This window comes from Candidatus Protochlamydia sp. W-9 (assembly GCF_001950615.1).
GTDB lineage: Bacteria > Chlamydiota > Chlamydiia > Chlamydiales > Parachlamydiaceae > Protochlamydia > Protochlamydia amoebophila.
The window spans coordinates 96,877-106,689 of the sequence record NZ_BCPZ01000214.1 but is presented as its reverse complement, the minus strand read 5'-3'; the positions used below and the strand labels follow the sequence as shown (position 1 = coordinate 106,689).

The following is a 9,813-nucleotide window of genomic DNA, read 5'->3' as shown; positions in this document are numbered from 1 at the left end:
AAAAAACCTTAAAAAATAAAAAAATTCAATTAATAAACATATACTCTTTTTGGTTTACTTGTTTATATATCTACTTGTCAACGGTACAAACTTGTGATATAATTCATTCAATTTTGTATAAAAAGAGCCGTATTCGAGAAAATTCTCAAAATCGTGTCATTTTTTCCGAGAGAACCATTTTTTACTCAACCTCTCATTAAAAAAACCTTTTTCGCGATTGTAATTTAAATTAGATTTTCTTTTAGACACCGCTAGAGTGTTAAAATCCAAACCCAAGTACTTAGCAAAAAATATGATTACTCTTTCTAAAATCTCAAAAAATTTTGGTAGTCGTGTTCTATTCGAAGATGTCACAATTACTTTCAATGCAGGAAACCGGTACGGTTTGACAGGTCCAAATGGTGCGGGTAAAACTACACTTCTTAAAATTATTATGGGTTTTGATGAAGCCACCTCTGGAACGGTTACTCTCCCTAATCGAGTAGGAATTTTACGTCAAAATATTGAAGCTTTCAAAAATGAAAAAGTTGTTGATACAGTCATTATGGGTAATAAACGACTTTGGGATGCTATAAAAGAACGAGATAACCTTTATGAAGTAGAGATGTCAGATGATGTAGGTATGCGTTTAGGAGAGTTAGAAGGTATCATTGCTGAAGAAGATGGTTATAGCGCCGAAGCAAATGCTGAAGAGTTTTTAGCAGGAATGGGAATTCTTAATGAATATTTCAATGAAAAGATGCATGCCGTTCCTACAGACATTCAATTCCGTGTTCTACTATGCCAAGCATTGTTTGGCGAACCTCAAGCTCTCCTACTTGATGAGCCGACGAACCATTTAGATTTAGATTCAATTGGTTGGTTAGAAAAATTTTTACATAATTATAAAGGAACATTAGTTGTTATTAGCCATGACCGTCATTTCTTAAATTCTGTTACAACTCACATTGCAGATATTGATTACGAAACCATTATTATCTATCCAGGAAATTATGATGAAATGGTCGTTGCTAAAACATCTGTTCGTGAACGAGCAGATGCCGATGCAAAATCTAAAGAGAAAAAAATTTCTCAATTAAGAGAATTTGTCGCTCGATTCGGAGCTGGAACTCGTGCAAGCCAGGTACAATCTCGTTTAAGAGAAATTGAACGTTTGCAACCCCAAGACCTGAAAAAATCCAATATCCAACGTCCATATATTCGATTTATTCCTACAGAAAAAGCGCCTGGGAAAATCTTACTCAAAGTTGAAGAAATAAGTAAAAGTTATGATAACACTCCTGTTATCAAGCATTTTTCGATGGAACTCGATAGAGGAGATAAAATTGGGATCATTGGAAGCAATGGACGAGGAAAAACAACTCTTTTAAAGATGCTCGCACAAGTTTTACGGCCAGATAACGGTCAAGTTGAACTAGGACATCAAGTTCTAATCAGTTACTTCCCACAAGAACACTCCGATATTGTCGAAAAAAAAGGGCAAAAAACGGCCTTTGATTGGTTGAAAGAAAGACGTCCAGGAATTTATGATCAAGAGATTCGTAGTGTGATGGGTAAATTATTGTTTGGAGGAGATGACGCCTTTAAACCTGTAGCAACATTATCTGGAGGAGAAACTGCTCGCTTAATTTTAGCAGGAATGCTTTTATCTGAACATAATTTAATTATTTTGGACGAACCAAATAACCATCTAGATCTCGAAGCTGTTTCTGCGTTAGGCTGGGGATTAGCAGAGTATAAAGGAACCGTTGTGGTAGCCAGCCATGACCGAGACCTTATTTCAACTGTAGCTAATAAAATTATTGCTTTTGAACTAGACGGCATCCATTTCTTTGAAGGCAATCTGGAAGAGTATTTATTACATAAAAGTCATTCTTAATTTCTAATTATGTACAATTTTACTTCCAGGAAGTTTCTAAATCTCCCTTTGGAAAGACAACATAAAAAATGCGCAGAGCTAGTTCGTTACTTATATGAACTTTCTCTGCAAAATCAACTAAATCTTTCACTCCTTACGCTTTATCATGAATTTCTTAATTGGATGAAAGAAAATCCTCTTAATAATTCTACTATTCAAGAACTTTCTAACCGTTACCATTACCACCTAAAAAAAGCAAAACTTCAAAAAAAAGAACATCACCTTTTATCAACTGTACGCACGCAAGATCGTTCTACAGGAAATCCTAGCTGGCCAATTTCTATCTATCTGGACAACTTACGGTCAGCTCATAACGTGGGAAGTATTATCAGAACAGTAGAAGCATTCTCCTTAGGCAGTATTTATTTTTCTACCCAAACTCCTTATACAAATCATAAACAAGTACAAAATGTTTCTATGGGAGCTTATCAATGGGTAAAATGTTATCAAAATGAAGATTTAAATGATTTGGCACAACCTATTATTGCTTTAGAAACTTCTGAGGAAGCTATTAATTTATACGAATTTATCTTTCCAGAACGTTTCACATTAGTGGTGGGAAACGAGGAATATGGTTGTAGCCAAGAAATTCTTACAAGAGCACATTATTTAATAGAAATTCCTTTAAGGGGCAGAAAAAACTCTTTAAATGTTGCCAATGCTTTCGCTATTACGGCAGGTGAAATCTATCGTCAAAGAAAAACTGCGAAAATTTATGAATAACGTGCCTTAGAACCTAATAATGAGTAAAAAGTTCATGACAAAAAAAGAGTTCCCTCAAAAAAAAATTCCTCCTTCTATCACAAATTTTCCTTCACCGATTCGGCGACATCAAAAGCGTTTGTCGGATCAAGATAAAATAAAGCTAATTGCTGAACATTTTAAAGCCATCATGGAGACACTTGAGCTTGATGTAGAAGATGAATCTTTAGCTCGTACCCCAGAACGAGTAGCCAAAATGTACGTTAATGAAATTTTTTCGGGATTAGATGAAGAAAATTTTCCTGAAATAAGTTTTTTCAAAGATGAAATTCATCACGAACATAAAGCCAATATGGTTTTTGTTAAAGTCGGCTTTACAAGTTTTTGTGAGCATCACTTTGTTCCCATGTCAGGTTTTGCTTATGTTGCCTATATCCCTACAAATCAATTAATTGGGTTATCTAAAATTCCTCGGCTGGTGCGATATTTTGCTAAAAGGCCTCAATTACAAGAAAGATTAACTGCTCAAATTGCTGACTCTTTAGCCCTTCTTTTAAATACTGAGCATGTCGCCGTCTCTTTGACAGCGATTCATTCTTGTGTTCAGGCTAGAGGAATTCAAGATGAATGTAGCCATACGATTACAAATGTTTTACGAGGTCAATTCGGAGCTGATGGAAATTTAAGACGCGAGTTTTTTGAAGGAATCAATCGAAGAGTTTTTGAATAAAAAAAATTATTGGATTAATATGAATTAAAATTAAAAGAAATTCTTATTAAATAAATAACAAATCCAGATAGAGGAAAAAATGTCTACAGCAATATTGTCCTCATCTCGTGTGTTTACCACAATAAATTATTATATGGATCAAGTCACAAACTACCAAATTAATGTATTGGTGGAATATTCAAAAATTACTGATATTAAACAAGTTGCTGGCGGAGCTATTTATGGAGTAACAGCAATAGGAACAGGTTTAGGATGCGCTACTTTAGTCTTAGGCTCTTCTAAAGTATTTCAAATACTTAAGCCTCTATTCAATCCAACATTTTTTCTTATTCCAGCAACGCAAAAAACTCTTATTAAAATTTTATATATTCCCGTACTTAGTTATTACATATTTTCTATATGCATAGTTACTCCCATCCTAGAAGAGATCATTTTTAGGGATTTAATACAAACAAAATTACTTAAAAACAAAGTAACACCTTTTCTAAAAAACCATTGTCCAAGCCTAGCTCAGTCTCAAACAGCTTTAAAAATCTCCCGAATCTTTTTCACTTCAATTTTATTTGCTCTTGTTCATGCTCCTCAAAATGGATTGCAACTTTTCCTTTTCCATCAGTTTGGAGCAGGGCTCATTTTTGGAATTGCCAAAGAGCGAGATGGGCTTTTTTCAGCAACAATGGCTCATTCTACATTCAATTTTATATTTCTCATGTTATTTCAAATAGCTGTCGTTCGTCACATTTACTTTCGCTAAATAAGTAAACTAAAGGGGTGCTATTTTTTGAAGATAAAAAAAGTCTGGGAAGATATTAAGCCGGATTCTGTCGACTAACAAAAAAGTTAGCCTAGTCATCATTCATCTAGGGATGGCGTCGCCGACATCCTCAAGCAACTCTTGAGAGCTCTGTGGAGACAGAATATGCTCTTGTCGGTCTTGCTTCAGATAGGGTTTGTCACTGTTTGAGTTTCCTCAAATCAGGCATAGCTCCCAAAGCTAGCATTTCACCCTGTCTATCAAAACACAAAGTGTTTAATAGCGGAATATTTTCTGTTACACTTTCCGTAGCCTTACGGCCCCCAATCTTTCATTGGTATCTTCTCCTGCGAAGTCCAGACTTTCCTCTCCTCTTCTTTCAACAGAAAAGCAGCGATGACTTCTCTTCCCAGACAAAAATTTTGAAAAACATTTGAAAAACCCTCAAAAATCAGCTTTAAGAGGGCTAAAAAGGCTCTAAGCTGTTTTCGTTGTTCGCCGACGCCGTTGTTTTGTGGCAATCACGCTATCTTCTAAAGCTTTACTTTCTTGCCAGTAGTGAATACGTGAACAATGCTCACAAAATACTAGACGCTCTCCTTTGCGAACGAGATTTTCATGTTGAGCTGTTAACATGATATGACAACCACTGCAGCACCGATTTTCTAAAGGCACAACAACCCGATCTTTTTTATTACGGAGAAGCCTTTCATAAATTTGAAAAACTTCTGGGTCAGCTTGTTCGACGAGTTCATCTCGTTGGGCTTTAAGAACCCGACCTTCTTCGTTAATTTGTCGAATACTTTCATGAATTTCAGTTTCAACAATTTTAGAGTTAACAGCTGTTTCTTCTGCACCCTCTTTCAAACTCTTAAGCATATCTTCTTCAACCGCTAACTTATCATAAAAATCGCTTAAACGCTGCTCTTTATTGAGACGTTCACGATCTGCGGCTGAAATCTCATGTGTGATTGCATTATATTCATCAACTTTTTTAATTGAATTTTGTTGTAACTCAAATTTTTTAATTTTTTCTAATATTTCTGCATGTTCACCTTCGGTCAAGCGAATCAACTTTTTCACTTCAAAAATTTCAGTTTCTTTATCTGTCACACGCTTGTGAAGTGATTCTTGCCCATTGTGAATAAGATCCAATTCTTTTTGTCTTTGTCTTTTTAAGAGCATCAACTGAATCATTTTCATGTCTAGTTCTTGAACTTCTAAAATCACTTTAAGGGCTTCTAGCATAGGTATTCCTTAAGGTATAGGGGTAAGCTTGTCTATCTACTAGAAAGTGCTCAACATTTATTTTAAATGATTTAATAATCTCTCAAATTTCATCTCATTTGAGAAATGCCAAATGCTGTGGAACACAATCTGATCATCCCTTAACATGAATTATTTTAGATTTAACACAATAAGGGACTGTTAAAAGATTTCTACTTAATTCCTGCTGAATGAAACACATTAGATTACGTAGTCGTATTTTGTCATACAGCACAAACTATCGCCTAAATTTAGTTTAATTTAGGATACAAATAACATATCCTGTCGAGAGTTAATATTCAATTAAAAACCTGAGACTTCAAACAGATTTGTAAATTTTTAGTTTTCTTATTTCGCATCACAAACTTATCATTTTTTTTATTGACAGAGATTCATCTAATTTACAATACATAAATAAATTCTTTTATTAACGTAAACATCATTTTTAGACGCTTAATTTATGTCTTAAAAGATGCTTAAGAACTATTTTTTACTTAAGTCAACCGAGAGGTGAACCATGTTAACCAAAAAAGACTCACTTAAAAATCCTGCTAAAACTAAAATAACACAATCCCCGCAACCCAAAGAAACCGATGTTTTTGCTTTAGCCAAAGCTCCGACTCAACATCCCACTAAAATTTATGCAAATCAAAAGGATGAATGTGAACATGGATGCTCTCATTTTGAAAAAAAAACCCTATTTAAAACTTCAGTCTTAGTTAAATATGATGTAGGATTTAACAATCAACTGTACATTCGAGGCAATGGAGCGAACCTAAACTGGAACAAAGGGCAACCATTAAAAAACATTAAAGCAGATGAATGGATTTGGGAAAATGAAACCCCTTTTTCGAGCTGTGAGTTTAAAGTATTAATTAACGATAATCATTATGAAGCGGGTGAAAATCACACCATAACTAATGGCTGTTCATTTATTTATACTCCTTCATTTGCATAAAACTATATTTTGAGTCATTGGCCAAATTTTTCTTGATAGCCCTTAAAACAAATCTATCAATATTTATTTTTAATAATTGATTATGAGCATTTTTTGGGCTTACTTTCAAATTTTAACGCTACTAATCAAGTCCATATTATTTTAAAAAATCTCGTATATCTTGCACAAAACAAGCTTGTCAGACACAATAAATCTCACATCAATTTATTTGTTCAAGCAAAAGAATTTAGCCTAGGTGCTAGGTTTATCTACTTGAAAATCAAATTTTACCAAAATATTGCGCTCATCTACTCACGGTAGTCAACGAAAAATAAATGCAAAAGATGTGGATTTAACGAGTAACTGCATGAAACTCAACAGATTTTCAGTCGTCATAAGGAGAACAGCATATGTCAAGACTTAAAAAATATCTCTCGTCTAAAACGAGCAATCAACAAAATTCAGCAGCGATTGCTTATTTAGCCGCTCTTGATCATATTGAAACTGTCTCCCCTGCTATTTCTTCTAGTATTATTCAAGAATTACAAGATGAACGCTCTCATTTAAAACTTATTGCATCTGAAAACTTTTCGTCTTTGGCTGTTCAGTTAGCAATGGGTAACCTTTTAACTGACAAGTATGCTGAAGGATATGCACATCACCGATTTTATGCGGGATGCGATAACATAGACAGCATTGAAGAAACAGCTAATCAAGAATTGATTCAATTATTTGGATGTGAGCATGCCTATGTTCAACCCCATTCAGGAGCTGACGCAAATTTAGTGGCACTATGGGCCATCTTAATCCATAAAATTCAAAATCCGGAAATTGAAAAATTTGGAAAAAAAACTTTAGATGAGTTAACTCCTGGAGAATATGAAAAAATTCGGCAACTTCTCGTTAATCAGAAACTCATGGGTATGTCCTTAAATTCAGGGGGACATTTAACGCATGGATATCGCCATAATATCTCATCTAAGATGATGCGTTCTGTCTTATATGATGTTGATCCCAAAACCGAAATTCTTGATTACTCTGTTCTTGCAAAACAAGTGCAACAAGAAAGACCGACAATTCTTATTGCTGGTTATTCGGCCCATCCAAGGCGACTTAATTTCGCTAAAATGCGTGAAATTGCAGATAGTGTAGGAGCTACTTTGATGGTAGATATGGCTCACTTTGCGGGTCTAGTAGCCGGAAAAGTTTTCCAAGGCGAATTCGATCCTATTCCTTATGCAGATATTGTGACTTCTACTACGCATAAAACATTGAGAGGCCCAAGAGGAGGTTTTGTTTTATGTAAACAGTCCTTTAGCGAAACCATTAATAAAGGTTGTCCGTCAGTTCTTGGAGGGCCTCTTCCCAACGTTATGGCAGCAAAAGCCGTCGCTTTTAAAGAAGCAAATTCCCTTAATTTTAAACAGTACTCACAAAAAATTGTTGATAATGCTCAATCCTTAGCCAATTGCTTTCTTCAAAATGAAATTCGTCTTGTTACCGGTGGAACAGAAAACCATTTAATGATTCTCGATTTATCTAAATTTGGATTAACCGGCCGTCAAGCAGAAACTGCATTAAGAGAAGCCCATATCACAGTTAACAGAAATGCAATTCCAAATGATCTACAAGGGCCTTGGTATACATCTGGAATTCGTTTAGGAACAGCAGCTTTAACAACCTTGGGAATGGGTAAAGATGAAATGAATGAAATTGCTTCTGTTATTTTCTCTGTCCTATCAAACTCTAAACCTGGCATTGTTCAAAAAACTGGACAACCAAGTAAGGCTTCTGTCATCACAGATTCCACAATTATCAATGAAGCAAAAGCACGAGTAAAAAATTTATTAATTCATTTCCCTCTCTATCCTGAAATAGAAATTTAATAAACTTTACTATCAAATTGATTTAGAGTTTGACACAAACAAACATTTTTTCTTATTTTGCGCCTTTAGAACTTGAAAAAGGATATCAGAAATCATAAGATACAACTAAAAAATGAGTTTTGACTCGGGAGACTTCCATGCCCAAACATGATAAAAACAAAAGTGCCATTCCTTCTAAAATGGCAGATCGTATTGAACATGCTATACTAGATTCTAGAAGAATTTTTATTTCTGATGCTGTTGATAGTGGATCGGCAAGTGAAATTATTCGTAAGCTTTGGTATCTCGAATTAACAGATCCTGGCAAACCAATTTTATTCGTCATTAATAGTCCAGGTGGTGCTGTTGATTCAGGATTTGCGATCTGGGATCAAATCAAAATGATTACTTCCCCTGTAACAACATTGGTTACTGGATTAGCCGCTTCAATGGGTTCTATTTTAAGCCTTTGCGCTTCCCCTGGACGCCGATTCGCAACACCTCATTCTAGAATTATGATCCACCAACCTCTTTTATCCGGAGTAATTAAAGGGCAAGCAACAGACTTGGAGATTCAAGCAAAAGAGATGCTAAAAACTAGAAATGGATTGATTGAAATCTACGTACAAGCAACGGGGAAAAATTTTGCTGCCATAGAAAAAGCAATTGATCGAGATACATGGATGACAGCACAAGAAGCCTTAGAATTTGGACTACTCGATAAAGTGATTAATAGCTTTGAAGAGATTGAATCCACTTAAAAAAACTTATGCAGTGGCCTTTTACTAAATATGTGGGATGTGGAAATGATTTCATTCTTTTTGATAATCGAAATGGTAAATTTCCATTTTCCATCCCTCTTATTCAAAAGCTTTGCCATCGGCAATGGGGTGTTGGAGCTGATGGAATTATCCTTTTAGAAAACTCGACAATTGCTCATGCCCGCATGCGCATTTTTAATGCAGATGGAAGTGAGGCCGAAATGTGTGGAAACGGTCTTCGATGTTTAATCGATTGGATGGAATCTTTAAATATTTTGCATTCCATTTATTCTATAGAAACAAATAACCATGTGCTAAAAGCTTGGAAAAGTGCATCTAATATCACTATTGAAATGGGCTCCCCCAACAAATTAAATTGGAATGTGCCTATTTCATTTGAGTCAAAAATCTATTATGTGCACTCATTAAATACAGGGGTTCCACACATTATCTTATTCGCTGAAAACATTGAACAATTTCCGTTAGAACGAATGGGGCCATTCATTCGTTATCATCCGTTATGGAAACCTGACGGAACTAACTTCTCAATTGTACAGCAACTCCATGGACAAACTTTCATGATTCGCACTTATGAAAGAGGGGTAGAAGCAGAGACATTAGCTTGTGGGACGGGAGCAACAGCAGCGGCTCTAGCAGCAGCTTTTCAATATCGTTTAAATGCTCCCATATCAATGCAAACTCAATCGGGAATTTGTTTAGAAATTGGTTTCACGTTGCTTAATCAAAAATTTACAAATGTGACAATGACAGGTCCAGCATTGGCCGTTTTCAACGGTTCAATCAAATTAGAATAATAACCGAAACTTTAAGAAAAAAATTTAACGCTTAATTGATAAAAATATGCTAGTTAAAAAGCTTT

Annotated in this window: 9 protein-coding genes and 1 other RNA gene; 8 read left to right on the top strand and 2 right to left on the bottom strand. The window is 35.1% G+C overall.

Features of this window, described 5'->3' with window-relative positions:
* Nucleotides 1-292 precede the first annotated feature (292 nt).
* The 4 genes from BU804_RS07035 to BU804_RS07020 all read left to right on the top strand — a co-directional run bounded on the left by BU804_RS07035 (nucleotide 293) and on the right by BU804_RS07020 (nucleotide 4,104).
* Nucleotides 293-1,879 (top strand): ABC-F family ATP-binding cassette domain-containing protein, encoded by a 1,587-nt coding sequence (locus BU804_RS07035; RefSeq protein ID WP_075883518.1) that lies wholly within the window; start codon nucleotides 293-295, stop codon nucleotides 1,877-1,879.
* 48 nt (nucleotides 1,880-1,927) lie between these two features.
* The gene (locus BU804_RS07030) at nucleotides 1,928-2,641 is read left to right on the top strand and encodes a TrmH family RNA methyltransferase (protein ID WP_079988648.1); all 714 of its coding nucleotides are present in this window, start codon (nucleotides 1,928-1,930) and stop codon (nucleotides 2,639-2,641) included.
* A gap of 34 nt (nucleotides 2,642-2,675) precedes the next feature.
* A complete protein-coding gene (gene folE, locus BU804_RS07025) occupies nucleotides 2,676-3,350 on the top strand; it encodes a GTP cyclohydrolase I FolE (protein ID WP_011174999.1) in 675 nt (224 codons plus the stop codon).
* Nucleotides 3,351-3,429: 79 nt separating this feature from the next.
* Entirely contained in the window at nucleotides 3,430-4,104 is a 675-nt protein-coding gene (locus BU804_RS07020; RefSeq protein ID WP_075883516.1) for a CPBP family intramembrane glutamic endopeptidase, read from the top strand.
* A 40-nt stretch (nucleotides 4,105-4,144) separates the two neighbouring features.
* Here BU804_RS07020 and rnpB read toward each other — a convergent pair.
* Nucleotides 4,145-4,517, bottom strand: an RNA gene (rnpB, locus tag BU804_RS07015) — RNase P RNA component class A.
* A 64-nt stretch (nucleotides 4,518-4,581) separates the two neighbouring features.
* A complete protein-coding gene (cdsZ, locus tag BU804_RS07010) occupies nucleotides 4,582-5,352 on the bottom strand; it encodes a zinc ribbon domain regulatory protein CdsZ (protein WP_075883515.1) in 771 nt (256 codons plus the stop codon).
* Between the two features lie 535 nt (nucleotides 5,353-5,887).
* Between cdsZ and BU804_RS07005 the strand changes: the two genes are divergently transcribed.
* The 4 genes from BU804_RS07005 (at nucleotide 5,888) to dapF (ending at nucleotide 9,748) form a co-directional block, all read left to right on the top strand.
* Nucleotides 5,888-6,328 carry a CBM20 domain-containing protein gene (locus BU804_RS07005; protein WP_075883514.1) on the top strand — a complete coding sequence of 147 codons (441 nt, stop codon included), beginning with the start codon at nucleotides 5,888-5,890 and terminating at the stop codon, nucleotides 6,326-6,328.
* Between the two features lie 389 nt (nucleotides 6,329-6,717).
* Nucleotides 6,718-8,193 (top strand): glycine hydroxymethyltransferase, encoded by a 1,476-nt coding sequence (locus BU804_RS07000; protein ID WP_075883513.1) that lies wholly within the window; start codon nucleotides 6,718-6,720, stop codon nucleotides 8,191-8,193.
* A gap of 137 nt (nucleotides 8,194-8,330) precedes the next feature.
* The gene (locus BU804_RS06995) at nucleotides 8,331-8,933 is read left to right on the top strand and encodes an ATP-dependent Clp protease proteolytic subunit (protein ID WP_039356797.1); all 603 of its coding nucleotides are present in this window, start codon (nucleotides 8,331-8,333) and stop codon (nucleotides 8,931-8,933) included.
* Between the two features lie 8 nt (nucleotides 8,934-8,941).
* Nucleotides 8,942-9,748 carry a diaminopimelate epimerase gene (gene dapF / locus BU804_RS06990; RefSeq protein WP_075883512.1) on the top strand — a complete coding sequence of 269 codons (807 nt, stop codon included), beginning with the start codon at nucleotides 8,942-8,944 and terminating at the stop codon, nucleotides 9,746-9,748.
* The last annotated feature ends 65 nt before the right edge of the window (nucleotides 9,749-9,813 follow it).